Source organism: Clavibacter nebraskensis NCPPB 2581 (assembly GCF_000355695.1).
GTDB classification, from domain to species: domain Bacteria; phylum Actinomycetota; class Actinomycetes; order Actinomycetales; family Microbacteriaceae; genus Clavibacter; species Clavibacter nebraskensis.
In genome coordinates this window covers 1,732,051-1,745,235 of the sequence record NC_020891.1, presented here as the reverse complement: position 1 = coordinate 1,745,235, position 13,185 = coordinate 1,732,051, and the positions used below count along the sequence as shown (strand labels likewise).

12 protein-coding genes are annotated in these 13,185 nt (G+C 73.2%); 7 read left to right on the top strand and 5 right to left on the bottom strand.

The annotated features are described in order from the left end of the window. Positions 1-102 precede the first annotated feature (102 nt). The 4 genes from tatA (at position 103) to lnt (ending at position 5,419) form a co-directional block, all read left to right on the top strand. Positions 103-450, top strand: a complete 348-nt coding sequence (tatA, locus tag CMN_RS08210) for a Sec-independent protein translocase subunit TatA (RefSeq protein WP_015490358.1) — start codon at positions 103-105, stop codon at positions 448-450. 54 nt (positions 451-504) lie between these two features. Beyond that, the gene (gene tatC / locus CMN_RS08205) at positions 505-1,257 is read left to right on the top strand and encodes a twin-arginine translocase subunit TatC (protein WP_015490357.1); all 753 of its coding nucleotides are present in this window, start codon (positions 505-507) and stop codon (positions 1,255-1,257) included. Positions 1,258-1,352: 95 nt separating this feature from the next. Beyond that, a complete protein-coding gene (locus tag CMN_RS08200) occupies positions 1,353-3,824 on the top strand; it encodes a DEAD/DEAH box helicase (protein ID WP_015490356.1) in 2,472 nt (823 codons plus the stop codon). After that, positions 3,821-5,419, top strand: coding sequence for an apolipoprotein N-acyltransferase (gene lnt, locus CMN_RS08195; protein ID WP_015490355.1), 1,599 nt, complete (start codon positions 3,821-3,823; stop codon positions 5,417-5,419). The genes CMN_RS08200 and lnt overlap by 4 nt, the downstream gene beginning before the upstream one ends. Positions 5,420-5,500: 81 nt before the next feature. Here lnt and CMN_RS08190 read toward each other — a convergent pair whose 3' ends face one another. The 3 genes from CMN_RS08190 to CMN_RS08180 are packed head-to-tail and all read right to left on the bottom strand — an operon-like array spanning position 5,501 to position 7,026. Next, positions 5,501-5,866: an RNA polymerase-binding protein RbpA gene (locus CMN_RS08190; protein ID WP_012038371.1), complete on the bottom strand. Its 366-nt coding sequence runs from the start codon at positions 5,864-5,866 to the stop codon at positions 5,501-5,503. 60 nt (positions 5,867-5,926) lie between these two features. Next, positions 5,927-6,715 (bottom strand): glycerophosphodiester phosphodiesterase family protein, encoded by a 789-nt coding sequence (locus CMN_RS08185; protein ID WP_015490354.1) that lies wholly within the window; start codon positions 6,713-6,715, stop codon positions 5,927-5,929. Continuing rightward, positions 6,712-7,026 (bottom strand): hypothetical protein, encoded by a 315-nt coding sequence (locus CMN_RS08180; RefSeq protein WP_015490353.1) that lies wholly within the window; start codon positions 7,024-7,026, stop codon positions 6,712-6,714. Before CMN_RS08180 ends, CMN_RS08185 begins: the two co-directional genes overlap by 4 nt. Before the next feature lie 177 nt (positions 7,027-7,203). Between CMN_RS08180 and CMN_RS08175 the strand changes: the two genes are divergently transcribed. The 3 genes from CMN_RS08175 to CMN_RS08165 are packed head-to-tail and all read left to right on the top strand — an operon-like array spanning position 7,204 to position 10,580. Further along, positions 7,204-7,983 (top strand): SDR family oxidoreductase, encoded by a 780-nt coding sequence (locus CMN_RS08175; RefSeq protein WP_015490352.1) that lies wholly within the window; start codon positions 7,204-7,206, stop codon positions 7,981-7,983. 39 nt (positions 7,984-8,022) lie between these two features. Next, positions 8,023-10,110 carry a S9 family peptidase gene (locus tag CMN_RS08170; protein ID WP_015490351.1) on the top strand — a complete coding sequence of 696 codons (2,088 nt, stop codon included), beginning with the start codon at positions 8,023-8,025 and terminating at the stop codon, positions 10,108-10,110. Beyond that, positions 10,107-10,580 carry an NUDIX hydrolase gene (locus CMN_RS08165; protein ID WP_015490350.1) on the top strand — a complete coding sequence of 158 codons (474 nt, stop codon included), beginning with the start codon at positions 10,107-10,109 and terminating at the stop codon, positions 10,578-10,580. The genes CMN_RS08170 and CMN_RS08165 overlap by 4 nt, the downstream gene beginning before the upstream one ends. 53 nt (positions 10,581-10,633) lie before the next feature. Here the strand turns inward: CMN_RS08165 and CMN_RS08160 are convergent, their stop codons facing one another. Next, positions 10,634-11,041, bottom strand: a complete 408-nt coding sequence (locus CMN_RS08160; RefSeq protein ID WP_080605995.1) for an NmrA family NAD(P)-binding protein — start codon at positions 11,039-11,041, stop codon at positions 10,634-10,636. Between the two features lie 143 nt (positions 11,042-11,184). Further along, positions 11,185-13,182, bottom strand: a complete 1,998-nt coding sequence (locus tag CMN_RS08155) for an endo-1,4-beta-xylanase (RefSeq protein WP_015490349.1) — start codon at positions 13,180-13,182, stop codon at positions 11,185-11,187. Between the last annotated feature and the right edge of the window lie 3 nt (positions 13,183-13,185).

The window sequence follows — 13,185 nt, the reverse complement described above, 5'->3', positions numbered from 1 at the left end:
AACCGCACTGCCGAGCAGGGTCTCCTGACGGGTCGGAAGGTACACTCTCCGTAAATCCCGACAACGACTGTCCGGCCCCCTGACCTAAGGAATGTGAACCACATGCTCGGAAACGCCTTCAGCGGCTGGCACCTCGTGATCATCCTCGTCGTCATCGTCCTGCTCTTCGGCTCCACGAAGCTTCCGGCGCTCGCCAAGAGCGTGGGCCAGTCCATGCGCATCTTCAAGGGCGAGGTGAAGACGATGAAGGAGGAGAGCGGCTCCGACCGCCGGGACGACACCCGCGAGGAGAACCGCCGCCGCGACGAGGAGCAATACCGCGCGGACGACCGCGACGCCACCCCGCGCGACTTCGTCCGCCCCGGCGACTCCCGCGTCGACGAGCCCCGCTACGACGCCCCGCGCTACGACTCCCCGCGCGACGGCGGGGACTCCCGCCCCCGCGCCTGATCCGTGAGCACCACCGAGCGTCCCCGCCAGAAGAAGCGCGACGCGGAGGGACGCATGTCCCTCGTCCAGCACCTGCTGGAACTCAAGAAGCGCCTGTTCATCGCCGGCGTGGCCATCATCCTGGCGATGGTCGTGGGCTGGTTCCTGTCGTCCTTCGTCCTCGAGGCGCTGCGCCAGCCCATCGAGACGATCAACCAGGAGCAGGGGCGGAACGCCAGCCTCAACTTCCCGACCATCACGTCGGCCTTCGACCTGCGCCTGCAGATCGCGCTGTACGTGGGCCTCATCATCTCCAGCCCCGTGTGGCTCTACCAGGTGTTCGCGTTCCTGGTCCCGGGCCTCACGAAGACGGAGCGCCGCTACACGTTCGGCTTCTTCTTCTCCGCCGTGCCGCTGTTCCTCGCGGGATGCGCGGCCGGGTGGTTCGTCCTGCCGCACATCGTCGCGCTGCTCACGCAGTTCGCGGGCGCGGGCGACTCGTCGTTCATCACGGCCCGCGAGTACTTCGACTTCGTGCTGAAGCTCGTCTTCGCGGTGGGCATCGCGTTCGTGCTGCCGGTGTTCCTCGTGCTGTTCAACTTCATGGGGATCCTGAGCGGCGCGACGATCATCCGGTCCTGGCGCATCGCCATCCTGCTGATCATCCTGTTCTGCGCCATCGCGACGCCCGCCGCCGACGTCATGTCGATGTTCCTGCTGGCCGTCCCGATGACGGTGCTCTACCTGGTGGCCGCGGGCATCTCGCTGCTCAACGACCGCCGGCGCGCGCGCAAGGCCGCGGCGATGACGGACGACCTGCTGTCCTGACTCCGGCCGACCACGACGCCCGTCCCGCGAGGGGCGGGCGTCGTCGCGTCCGCGCCCGGCCGGCGCCCGGATCCGGAGCCTAGGATGGCGGCATCGTGACAGACCAGCTCTCGCCCGCGGAACGCTACGCGGCCTCCCGCAGCCGCCGCAGCCTCCCGCTCCTCGAGTCGTTCGCGAGCGGCCTGCGCTTCGACCTCGACCCGTTCCAGCGCGCCGCCGCGGAGTCGCTGGAGAACGGCCGCAGCGTGCTCGTCGCGGCGCCGACCGGTGCCGGCAAGACGGTCGTCGCCGAGTTCGCCGTCTACCTCGCGATGCAGCGGCCGAGCGCCAAGATCTTCTACACGGCGCCGATGAAGGCGCTGAGCAACCAGAAGTACGCCGAGCTCGTGGCCGAGTACGGCCCCGACGAGGTGGGCCTGCTCACGGGCGACACCAACGTCAACAGCCGCGCCCGCATGGTCGTCATGACGACCGAGGTGCTGCGCAACATGCTCTACGCCGACTCCGACCTGCTCCGCGACCTCGCGTTCGTGATCATGGACGAGGTGCACTACCTCGCCGACCGCTTCCGCGGCGCCGTGTGGGAGGAGGTCATCATCCACCTCCCGCAGACCGTGCGGATGATCTCACTGAGCGCCACGGTCTCGAACGCCGAGGAGTTCGGCGACTGGCTGCAGGCGGTGCGCGGCGAGACGGACGTCATCGTCTCCGAGGAGCGACCCGTGCCCCTCGAGCAGCACGTGATCGTGCGGCACCGCATGGTCGACCTCTTCGACTCGTCGGGCCTCGCCGCGACGCACCGCGTCAACCCCGAGCTGGTGCGCATGACGCACGGCGGCGGACGCGAAGCCGTGCGCGTGCGCGGCGGCCAGGGGCACTCGCGCGGTCGCGCGGGGGCGGGCGGCGGATCCGGCCGCAAGGCCCCCGGGCCGTGGGACCGCGGCCGCATGGACCGCCCCGAGGTCGTCGCCCTCCTCGAGGAGCGGAACCTGCTCCCGGCCATCTTCTTCATCTTCAGCCGCGCCGGCTGCGACGCCGCCGTCAAGCAGGTGCTCCGTGCGGGCGTCCGGCTCACGCACGCGCACGAGCGCGACGAGATCCGCGCCGTCGTGGAGGAGCGCTGCCGCACGCTCCGCGACGAGGACCTCGCGGTCCTCGGCTACTGGGAGTGGCTCGAGGGCCTGGAGCGCGGCGTCGCGGCGCACCACGCGGGCATGCTGCCGGCGTTCAAGGAGGTCGTCGAGGAGCTGTTCCAGCGGAAGCTCGTGAAGGCCGTCTTCGCGACGGAGACCCTCGCGCTCGGCATCAACATGCCCGCGCGCACGGTCGTGCTGGAGCAGCTCGAGAAGTTCAACGGCGAGGCGCGCGTGCCGCTGACGCCGGGGGAGTACACGCAGCTCACCGGACGCGCCGGCCGCCGCGGCATCGACGTCGAGGGTCACGCCGTCATCCAGTGGAAGGACGGGCTGGATCCGCAGGCCGTCGCCTCGCTCGCCTCCCGCCGCACGTACCCGCTCAACTCGAGCTTCCGGCCGACCTACAACATGGCCGTCAACCTCATCGACCAGTTCGGCCGGGAGCGCACGCGCGAGGTGCTGGAGTCGTCGTTCGCGCAGTTCCAGGCCGACCGCGCCGTGGTGGACCTCGCGCGCAAGGTGCGCACGCAGGAGGAGTCGCTCGCCGGCTACGAGAAGGCGATGGTCTGCCACCTCGGCGACTTCCGGGAGTACTCCGGCCTCCGCCGCGAGCTCAGCGACCTCGAGCGCGCCACCGCGGCCCGCGCCGACATGCAGCAGCCGGGCCAGCACGGCGAGCGGGACAAGCGGCAGCGCCAGCTGACCGACCTCCGCCGCCGGATGAAGGCGCACCCCTGCCACGCGTGCAAGGACCGCGAGTCGCACGCGCGCTGGGCCGAGCGCTGGTGGCGCCTCAAGCGGCAGACGGATGCGCTGGGCCAGCAGATCCGCACGCGCACCAACGCGGTGGCCAAGGTCTTCGACCGGATAACCGAGCTGCTGCTCTCGCTCGGCTACCTCAAGCGCGCCGCCGACGGTCAGGTCGCGCCGACGCCCAACGGCCGGATGCTCAAGCGCATCTACGGCGACCGCGACCTCCTCGTCGCCGAGTGCCTGCGCACGCAGGTGTGGGTGGACCTCGACCCCGCCGCCCTCGCCGCCATGGCCGCCTCGCTCGTCTACCAGCCGCGCCGCGACGAGGGCGACCGCAACGACCGGAACCTGCCGCGCGGCCCGTTCCGCGCGGCGCTCGAGCGCACGGAGGAGATCTGGTCGCGCCTCGACGACGTCGAGCGCGAGCGCCGCCTGCCGACGACCGACCCGCTGTCCACCGGGCTGTGCGCGCCGATGCACCGCTGGGCGCGCGGCGGCAGCCTGGACGTCGTGCTCGACGAGGCCGATCTCGCCGCCGGCGACTTCGTGCGCTGGACGAAGCAGACGATCGATCTGCTCGACCAGCTCTCGATCGTGGCCGACGGTCCCGTATCCCGGAACGCCCGCACGGCGCTCGACAGCATCCGGCGCGGCATCGTCGCGTACTCGTCGGTGTGACCGGGCTCGCCCGCGCTCCCCGACGGGAGCGTCCCGCCCCGGCGCCGCAGACAGCGCTCGCGTCCGTCGAGCCCGTCCGGCCGCCGCTGCCGCTGTGGGGCGCGCTCCTCGCCGCCGCCGCGTCGGGACCCGTCATGGACGCCGCGTTCCCCGACCGCGGGCTGTGGCCGCTCGTCTTCTTAGGCGTCGCGCTCGTGCTCCTCGCGCTGCGCGGCAGGCGCGCGGGGCCGGCGTTCCTCATCGGGCTCGTGGCCGGGCTGGCCTTCTACCTCACCCACATCGAGTGGGCGTCGCTCTACCTCGGGCCGGTGCCGTGGATCGCGCTGTCGGCCCTGGAGTCGCTGTTCGTCGGCGTCGGGGCGGTCGCCATCGCGACGGCGACCCGCTGGATCCCGCGCGCGTTCCCCACGGCCGCCGGCCGCGTCGTCCTGCTACCGGTCGCGGTCGCCGGGTTGTGGACCGCGCGCGAGGCGATCTCGGCGGTCTGGCCCTACGGCGGGTTCGCGTGGGGGAGGGTGTCCCTGTCCCAGTCGGAGAGCCCCTTCGCCCACCTGGTGACGTGGCTCGGCCTCTCGGGGCTCTCCTTCGTGCTCGTGCTCCTCGTGGCCCTGCTCCTGGAGCTCGCCGCGGAGGAGCGCGTGCGTCGGTCGTCCCGGGCGCTCGTCGCGGGGATCGCGGTCGCCCTGGTGCTCGTCGTCCCCACCTTCCCGGTCGCGACCACGGGGACCACCCGCGTCGCGGCCGTGCAGGGGAACGCCAAGGCCGGGTACTTCGACGGCGCGCGCTACGGCGACATCCTGCGTGCCCACCTGGCCGCCACGGCGGAGATCCCGTCGGACGCCGGCGTCGACATGGTGGTGTGGCCGGAGAACGCGGCCGACGCGGATCCGCTGCGCGACCCCGGCTCGGCGGCCGCGCTCGACCGCGTGGTCGCGCGCCTCGGCGCCCCGCTCGTCGTGGGCACCGTCACCGAGCGCGACGGCCGCTACTACAACGAGTCGCTCGTCTGGACCGGGGGAGGGGCGACCGACCACTACGACAAGAAGCACCCCGTCCCGTTCGGCGAGTACGTGCCCGACCGCGCGTTCTGGGAGCCGTTCGCGCCCGACCTCATCGGCCTCATCCAGCGCGAGTACACGCCGGGCACGACGGATCAGGTGATGGACGTCGCGGGCGTGACCGCCGGGATCGCCATCTGCTTCGACATCGTCGACGACCAGCTGACGACCGACATGGTGCACGAGGGCGCGGGTCTCATCCTCGCCCAGTCCAACAACGCCGACTTCGGCCGCACCGACGAGAGCGTGCAGCAGCTCGCGATCGCCCGGATGCGGGCGCTGGAGACGGGCCGCAGCGTCGTGAACATCTCGACCGTCGGCACCAGCGCGATCGTCGGCCCGAACGGCCGCGACCTCGACCGTCTGCCCTGGTTCACCGCCGGGTCGATGGTGGTCGACGTGCCGACCGCCGACGTCGTCACGCCGGCGATCCTCGTCGGGCGCGACATCGAGTGGCTCGTCTCCGGGCTCGGCCTCGGTGCGCTCGCGGTCTCCGGGCTGGCGCTCGGCCGCCGTGGCCGACGCGCCGCCCGCTGACCGCCGACAGGCCGCACGCAGAGGAGCACCCCGCGGCGATGCCGCGGGGTGCTCCGGTGGTTCGCGAGCGGAGGGGTCGGGTCAGGCGCCGATGCGGTGCTGACCGCGCCGCGCGCGGAGGGTGGCGAGGCGCTCCTCGAGGAGCTCCTCCAGCTCGGCGCGCGTCCGGCGCTCGAGCAGCATGTCCCAGTGGCTCCGGGGGACCTTCGCCTCGACCTCGTCGTGGGCGACGGGTGCGCCCTCGGCGTCGAGGAGGCGCCCCTCCAGGCCGCTCTTCGGCGACTCCCAGACCTCGGGGACCTCGGCGTCGGCCGAGAATACGACCTCGAACGTGGTGCCGTCGGTCGTGCGGTACGTCTTCCTCTGCCGGGGGGAGAAGCTGACGCCCTCCTCGCTCTGCAGGCTCGTGGACCCGAGCCGCATCCCGCGCAAGCTGCGATCTGCCATGGTTGTCTCCTCTCGCGATGCACTCCCCGTTGTAAACCGCGCGGCTGTGAGGATCCTTTCTCAGGACCCTCGGTTCCCAGGCGAATCCCAGTCCCTGCCGCCGAGGGCGGCGAGGGCGAGATCGGACCGATCCGTCACGACGCCGTGCACACCCGCCCTGACCAGGCGGATCATCTCGTACGGGTCGTCCACCGTCCAGACGTGCACCTCGCGGACGGCGCGTGCCAACCGGCCGACCGTCGCGGGCGAGACGGTGCGGATACCGAGCCCCCGGCAGGGCATCTGCACGGCGTCGACGCCGCGGAGGGCGAGGCGGACCACCGGGGCGAGACCCAGCCGCGCACCGAGGACGGCGAGCACGAGCCGCCCGGCGTCCGCTGACGTCGCGGCGCCGGGGAGGAGGGCCAGCGCGCGTCGCCGCCGGGAGCCCGAGAACGACGTGACGAGCACGCGGTCGACGGCGTCGGCCGCGCGGATCGCCCGGGCGACGGCCGCCGGGGCGTCCGCGCCCTTCACGTCGATGTTGAGCCGGGCGTCGGGCAGGTCCGCCAGCAGCTCCGCGAGCGTGGCGACGCGTGCCCCGGATCCGAGGTCGATGGCCCGGAGCTCCGCCAGCGTCGAGTCGCGGACGCGGCCGCGCCGGCCGGTGAGGCGTCGGAGGTCGGCGTCGTGCCAGAGCACGCACGCGCCGTCGGCCGTGACGTGCACATCGGTCTCGAGGTGGGTGACGCCGAGCTCCCACGCCGCGCGGAAGGCGTCGAGCGTGTTCTCCACGGCTCCGGACCCGGTCCACCCGCGGTGCGCCAGGACGCGGGGCACGTCGCCGGAGAACCAGGCGCCGCGGGTCACGCGGGCCGGTCGTCGTCGGCGGGCATGGGTCGGGCGTCGCCCGATCCGGGGTCGTCATCCGCTCGCGGGGTCTCCATCGGGAGCGCGCGGAGCAGCGCCGGGCGCGCCGTGCGGAGCAGGGCGACCACCACCACGGCAACGAGCGCCTGGAGCCACCAGGGAGCGCCGACGAGGCCGGACAGCAGGGCCGCGAGCGCCGCGACGCCGCCGCAGAGGCCCCTCAGGTCGAGCCGCCGCATCTCCACGACGACCGCCGTGACGATCAGCGCGAGCCAGGCGACCCACGCGTGGTCGTCGAGGAGGACCGTCACCGCTGCTCCCTCGCTCCGTGGACCGGATGCCCCGAACCTAGCCCACCGCCCGGACGGCGGGCGATAGGCTCTCCTGGCCGTCAGCGTGGTGTCCCGCCCGCGCGGCCCGTCCCGATACGTCCCTCGCCGGACGACCCGTCGCGCGTGAACGGCGCGCACACCTGGAGGAGTACCGCTGTGAGCACCGTCGACGAGATCCGCCCCTTCGCCCCCGACGAGCTCCGCGGCCGCCGCGCGCTCGTCACCGGGTCCTCCCGCGGCATCGGCGCCGACACGGTCGCCTACCTCGCCGAGGCGGGGGCCGACGTCGTCGTCAACTACCGCAACAAGGCCGCGCGGGCCGAGAAGCTCGTCGCGAAGCTCATCGAGGGCGGCGCGAAGGCCGTTGCGGTGGGCGCCGACCTCACAGACCCGGAGTCCGTCGACCGGCTGATGGAGACCGTCCGCGCCGAGCTCGGCGGCCTCGACGTCCTGGTGCTCAACGCGTCGGGAGGCATGGAGAGCGGCATGGCCGAGGACTACGCCATGACCCTCAACCGGGACGCCCAGCTGAACGTCCTGCGGAGCGCGCTGCCGCTCCTGTCCGAGGGCGGCCGGGTCGTCTTCGTCACGAGCCACCAGGCCCACTTCATCCGCACCACGCCGACCATGCCCGAGTACGAGGGCGTCGCCCGCAGCAAGCGCGCGGGGGAGGACGCCCTGCGCGAGCTGCTGCCGGAGCTCGACGAGCGGGGGATCGGCTTCGTCGTCGTCTCCGGCGACATGATCGAGGGCACCATCACGGCCACGCTCCTCGGCCGCATGAACCCGGAGGCGATCCAGCAGCGCAAGGAGGCGTCCGGCGGCCTCTACAACGTCTCGCAGTTCGCGGCCGAGGTCGCGCGCGCGGTGGTCGACCCGATCCCCGCCGACCACACGCGCCTGGTGGGCGACACGGGCAGCTTCCAGCCGGAGTGACCCGCGGGCGGGCTACGGCCCGGGGCTAGGCTCGAGCCGATGAAGACCACGGATCTCGACCTGCTCACCTCCGTCTCCCGTCCCGCCGTCTCGCCCGACGGCCGTCTGGCCGTCGTCTCGGTGACGCGCCCGCGGGTGCATGCCGACGCGTACACCGGGCAGCTGTGGGAGGTGACGACGAACGGATCCGCGGCCCCGCGCCGCATCACGCGCGGCTTCCGCGACACGGCGCCGCGGCTCTCCCCGGACGGCCGCGTCATCGCGTTCCTCCGCGCCGAGCCGAAGGGCCCGCCGCAGCTGCACGTGGTGCGCGCCACGGGCGGCGAGCCCGTCGCCCTCACCGACGAGCTGCTCGGGGTCGGCGCGTTCGACTGGTCGCCCGACGGATCCCGCATCGTCTACGCCTCGCGCGTCGCGGAGCCGGGACGGTACGGGAGCGTCGAGGGCGTGGCCGCCGCGGCCGAGCCCGCGCGCCGGATCACCACCACCAAGTACCTCGCCAACGGCCTCGGCTGGTCCATGGACCGGCACACGCAGCTCTCCCTCGTCGAGCTGCCCGAGCTGGATGCGGAGCCGTTCGTGGCCGCCGTCCCGTCCGGTTACCCCGACGCCGCGGATCCCGCCGTGCGCGGCGACGGAGCCGAGGCCACGCCGTCGGCCGCCGAGCGCGCGGGCGTGCCGAAGGCGGTCCGCCTCACCGACGAGCCCGTCGACCACGACGCGCCGCGCTTCTCCGCCGACGGATCCGAGGTGCTGTTCGTCGCCTCGCGTCACGAGGGCCGCGACGACGACCTGCTCTCCGGCGCCTACGCCGTGGCCGTCCCCGCCCGCGGCGACGCGGCGGTCGGCATGCCCGAGGTCCGCACGGTCGTCTCGCACGAGGCCGGGCTCGGCGTCGCCGAGGTCGCCTCCGTCGAGGGCGGTCGGATCTACCTGCTGGCGCAGGGCCTGGGGGAGTCGGGCGTCGACTTCGTCGCCCGCAACACCGCGCTCTACGTGCTCGACGCCGACGACGCCGCGCCGCGCGTCCTCACCGACGCCGAGACCGTCGACCTCGGCGGCAGCGGCATCACGGTCGAGGACCGCGACGCCGTCCTCGTGCTCAACGGATCGCGCGGCACGGTGCAGCTGCTGCGGGTCACCGCGGACGGCGCCGTCGAGGCGCTCGTCGACGACCAGGTGGAGGTCACCGGCGTCGGAGTCGGGGGAGGGGCCGTCGTCGTCGCCCTCACCGACCCGCGCACGCACGGCGACCTCGCGCTCGTGCGCACCGACCGCTCGTCCGACGCGGGTTCCGCGTTCGTGCCGCTCACCGACTTCTCCGCGCCGCTGCGGGAGGCGGGGATCCGCCCGCTGCACGAGCTGGTCGTCGAGGGTCGCGACGGCTACCCGGTGCACGGCTGGGTCGTGCTGCCCGAGGGGGAGGGGCCGCACCCGGTCCTCCTGGTGATCCACGGCGGGCCCTACGCGGCCTACGGCGTGCACCTCTTCGACGAGGCGCAGGTCTACGCCGACGCCGGCTACGCGGTGCTGCTGTGCAACCCGCGCGGCGCCGCCGGCTACGGTCAGGCTCACGGCCGGGTCATCAAGGAGCGCATGGGCACGGTCGACATGCACGACGTGCTCGACTTCCTCGACGGCGCGATCGCCGTGCACGACGCCATCGACGGATCCCGCGCCGGCATCATGGGCGGCTCCTACGGCGGCTACCTCACGGCCTGGACCATCGCGCACGAGCACCGGTTCCAGGGCGCGATCGTCGAGCGCGGCTTCCTCGACCCGGACCTGTTCACGGGCACCTCCGACATCGGCACGTTCTTCGGCGAGGAGTACACGGGTCACGACGAGGAGACGCGTCGCGCGCAGAGCCCGCAGGCGTTCGCGCACCAGGTGCGGACGCCGACCTTCGTCGTCCACTCCGAGGACGACCTGCGCTGCCCGCTGTCGCAGGCCGAGCGGTACCACCTGGCGCTCGTGCGCGCGGGCGTCGAGACCGAGATGCTCGTCTTCCCGGGCGAGGACCACGAGCTCAGCCGCTCCGGTCGGCCGCGCCACCGCGTGCAGCGGTTCGAGGCGATCCTCGACTGGTGGGACCGGCACCTGCCCGTCGCCGGCGGCGCGCGATGACCGACGGCGAGGTCGTGCGGCACGTCCGCGACACCGCGCGGATCCTGCTGGTCGACGAGCGCGACCGGCTCCTGCTGTTCCTCACGAACTACTCCGTGAACGTCGACCTGCCGCCGCGCTGGCTGACGCCCGGCGGCGGGATCGACCTGGGGGAGACGCCCGCTCAGGCGGCGCGCCGCGAGCTGTTCGAGGAGACCGGGCTCCGCGTCGACTCCGTCGGGGATCCCGTCTGGGAGCACGACTACGAGCGTCGTCGCGTCGACGGCGACCTCGACACCGGGCACTCGACGTTCTACCTGGTGCGGGTCGACGCGTTCGCGCCCGTCTCGGACAACTGGATGCCCGACGAGTTCGACGACATCCACGCGCACCGCTGGTTCGGGCTCGACGAGCTCGCCGCGACGGAGGATCCGATCGAACCGGCCGAGCTCGTGGATGTCGCCCGCGAGGTGCTGTCCCGGAGGTCGTGAGGCGGTCGTCTCGCGCCCCTCTCGGGGTCGATCCGTGCCGCCGATAATTCACATTATGTTATGTAGAGCTGATGACGGGCGCGTGGCTCGCACGAATGCCCGACGTGCACTCGATCCGCAGGCCCTCCGCCGCACGCATCCGCGAAGGACGTGTAGACCACGTCACGGACGCCCGACTCGGCCGCCGCGTCGACGAAGTCGACGTGCTGCGCGAGGCGGTGCTCGTCCTCGGCGGCCGACACCATGAGGAGCGTCGTCACGCAGGTGAGCGCGGCCACCGAGGCATCGTGATCCCCGCAGGCCACCGCGTGCACGGTGGCGCCGGGCAGCCGGGGTGCTCGGTCGGGCGACCGCGCGAGGAGGCGCTGCGGGAGCCCGGCGTCGGCGAGGCGGCGGGCCACCGCTCCCCCGACGGCGCCCGTGACGCCGGTGATGCCGATCGAGATGGTCTGCGTGGTCATGGTGCTGTCCCCTCCGGGCGACGGGTGCCGCCGATGCGGGTGGGATCCGGTGCGCCGCGCGATCGTCCGACCCTATCCCGGCGCGCGACGCGGCCCCCGCCTCGCGAGGAGGCGGGGGCCGCGTCGTGACGGTCGTCAGCGCATCACGAGCCGGCGCGCGTCACGATCACGTCGAACTCGCTCGTCCGGACGTTGCCGGCGCGGTCCTTCGCGGTGCAGGTGACCGTGGTGGTGCCGACGGGGAAGATCCCGCTGCGGGGCGGCGCGCACAGCACGCGCACGTTGCCGTCGCGCGTGTCGATCGCCGAGGGCAGCGCGTACGGCACGCGGACCCCCGCTGCCTTCGTCGCGACCGCCGTGATGTCGTCGACGTCCGCGATGCGCGGCGCCGAGAGGTCGGCCGGTCGTGCCGGGAGGCGCTTCGCGTCGACGATGCCCCAGTAGGCGGGAGCCGCCTGCAGGTCGTCGTCGAACGGCAGCGGCTGCTCCCACGGACGCGCGATCGGCCACGTGCGCAGCCAGCTGCGCGCGTTGCTCACGCCCCAGAAGGTGACCGAGTCGATGGACGCGGCCTGCTGGCGGATCATCTGGAAGAGGTCGCGGTAGTAGTGCCCGACCTCGGCGCCCGCGTCGGCGTCGTCCGCGTACACGGGCGTGTACGGATCCTGCGGAGCGCCGCTCACGTCCGCGCCCTCGTTCTGGTTCGACGCGTTCACGTCGAGCTCGGTGATCGCCTGCAGCAGGCGCGTGTCGATGCGCTCGACCGCGCGGATGGAGTCGCGCAGCCACGAGACGGGCCGGGCGAAGTCGACGTGCGCCTGGTGGCCCACCCCGTCGATCGGCACACCGCGGGCCACGAGGGCGGAGATCAGCTCGAGGTAGTCGGCGCGCTTCGTGGGCAGCTCCGTGTTGTAGTCGTTGATGAAGAGCTTCACCCCCGGGAAGTACGCGCGCGCGAGGCGGAAGCCCTCGTCGACGAAGCCCTCCCCCAGCACCTGGTACCAGCGGCTGTCGCGCATGTCGTGCGCGTTGTCGTTGGGGCCGTCGTCGATGACCTCGTTCACGACGTCCATCGCCCAGATCGGGCTGCCGCCGTCGGGGTAGCGGGCCGCCACGTGGTCCGCGATGCCCTTCACGTGCGCCTCCATGCGCGCCCGGAGCAGCGCCTGGTCGGCGGGGCTGTCGGTGAGCGGCCGGTCGCCGTCGAGGAAGAACCACGCGGGGGTCTGCGAGTGCCAGAACAGCACGTGGTAGTAGACCTTCGTGCCGGTCCTGTCGGCGTAGTCGAGCAGCTGGTCGATCTGCGCGAACGTGAAGCGGCCCTCCTCCGGCTGGACGCTCTCGGGCTTCCCGGCGTTCTCGGGCGTGAACGCGTTGAACTGCCGACCCACCAGATCCGCCCCGGCGCCGACCGTCTCGCGGCCGTCGATCGCGACGCCCACGTGCTCGATGCCGCGGGCGCCGAGGACGTCCTGGAGCGCCGGGATGTCGGTCTGCACGGGCGTGGAAACGGCCTCGCCCAACTGGAAGTCGTCGAGGAGGAAGTCCGCGCCGACGGTCCCCTCCACGTACACCTGCGCCTTGTCGACCGGGCCGCCGAGCGTGTACGTGCCCGTGAGCTCCGTCCAGGCGTCGGCGGTGACGCGCGCGGCGGCTCCCGCCACGCCGTCGTAGCCGCTGCCGCCGCCGGTGTCGCGCTGCACGGAGACCTTGAGGGATGCGGGCTCCTCCCCCGCGGCCAGGCGCGCCCACACCGTGACCTCGACCTGCTGGCCGACGGTCAGCGCGCCCGTGACGTCCAGCGCGGCGCCGTGCCACTCCTGCGTCCGGTCGGTGACGAGCAGGCTGCCGGATCCGGTGCGCGCCTCGGTACTCGGGGCGATGCGGACGCCGTCCCCGCGCGGCGCCCATGCGCCCGTGCCGGATTCGAAGTCGGATCCGATGCCGGCGGGAGCTGCGGCGTCGGCGGCCTGCGCGGCGGGGGCGGTGAGGGCGCCAGCCCCGGCGATCAGGCCGAGGGCCGTGAGGGCGGCGAGGCCGCGGCGGCGGTCGCGTCGCGGGCGGGGCGCGAACCTGCTGCGGCCCAAGCGCGGGGGGCTGACGTCCGCGAGCGCGGACGTGTCGGTGCGGGGAATGCTCATCGT

What these genes read in the sequence shown, in the direction of transcription:
- CMN_RS08155 (WP_015490349.1), bottom strand. Translation starts at nt 13,182, where the DNA reads ATGAGCATTCCCCGCACCGACACGTCCGCGCTCGCGGACGTCAGCCCC.
- tatA (WP_015490358.1), top strand. Translation starts at nt 103, where the DNA reads ATGCTCGGAAACGCCTTCAGCGGCTGGCACCTCGTGATCATCCTCGTC.
- CMN_RS08190 (WP_012038371.1), bottom strand. Translation starts at nt 5,866, where the DNA reads ATGGCAGATCGCAGCTTGCGCGGGATGCGGCTCGGGTCCACGAGCCTG.
- CMN_RS08160 (WP_080605995.1), bottom strand. Translation starts at nt 11,041, where the DNA reads ATGACCACGCAGACCATCTCGATCGGCATCACCGGCGTCACGGGCGCC.
- CMN_RS08170 (WP_015490351.1), top strand. Translation starts at nt 8,023, where the DNA reads ATGAAGACCACGGATCTCGACCTGCTCACCTCCGTCTCCCGTCCCGCC.
- tatC (WP_015490357.1), top strand. Translation starts at nt 505, where the DNA reads ATGTCCCTCGTCCAGCACCTGCTGGAACTCAAGAAGCGCCTGTTCATC.
- CMN_RS08165 (WP_015490350.1), top strand. Translation starts at nt 10,107, where the DNA reads ATGACCGACGGCGAGGTCGTGCGGCACGTCCGCGACACCGCGCGGATC.